The sequence below is a fragment of the Dokdonia genika genome, assembly GCF_042652845.1.
Classification (GTDB): domain Bacteria; phylum Bacteroidota; class Bacteroidia; order Flavobacteriales; family Flavobacteriaceae; genus Dokdonia; species Dokdonia donghaensis.
The window spans coordinates 1-858 of sequence record NZ_JBHSHB010000030.1; the positions used below are offsets into that span (position 1 = coordinate 1).

At 44.3% G+C, this 858-nt stretch carries 1 pseudogene; it reads right to left on the reverse strand.

Annotated features, from left to right (window positions below):
- Positions 1-858: pseudogene (locus tag ACFO5T_RS13940) on the reverse strand (T9SS type B sorting domain-containing protein); the annotation flags it as partial.

An 858-nucleotide genomic window follows, 5' to 3' on the forward strand; every position in this document is an offset into this window, starting at 1 on the left:
AAGCCGTAGGGTCTGCAATAGGCGTATCACTCATCTGGTCTGCAAGACTCGCATAATAGGTCACAGATAATAATGGATCACCACCGGTAAGACTTGCCTCATTAACGGTAAGGTCAAACACATTAAAGGTATCTGCATCATCATCACAAACCATTAGGTCTAGATCATCATTGGCTGGGTTTGCCGTAGGTGGGCTTTCTACAGAGATTTCAAAAGAGCTCACTGCAGCACACATATTTGGACTGCCATCATTTACTTGTAAACGTACCCAGATTACCTCAAGTGGTGTCATCTGTGTTGCGTTATAGTTGGCTGGATCTAAGATTGGGTTGTTCCCCGTTTCTGCATCTGCCAGGGTGTTGTGATACGTGATGACAAGCGTGGTTGCATCTTGTGTCCCTATGATGGCAACCTCGTTTTGAGTAAGGTCTATGATTTCCATCAGGTTGTTATCATCATCACACTCGGTAAGTGTTTCAAGAGCCGTAGGAATCTCTGGGATAGGATATACCACAAGCTCAAACTCATAAATCTTAGTACAAGCTGTTACCGTAGCAGGGTTGGTATCTTGTGCTACCACATACAGTGAGGTCATCCCTGTGATGTTGTTATAAGGAACGGTAATATCTATCTGCCCTGCTCCCGTGTCTGCCGTGGCATTATCTAGGGTTTCATAAAAACGTAGGGTGATATCTGTAAGCGTTGCTAATAAATCATCATTATACTGTTGTAAGTCAAAGGCTCCAAAACCATCATTGTCTTCATCACAGGCTATAGCCTCTGGTAAAGGTTCTCCAATGACAGGTAGCGGATTTACCTGTAGGTCTACCGTGGTCTCTGCACCACACATTCCTGCAT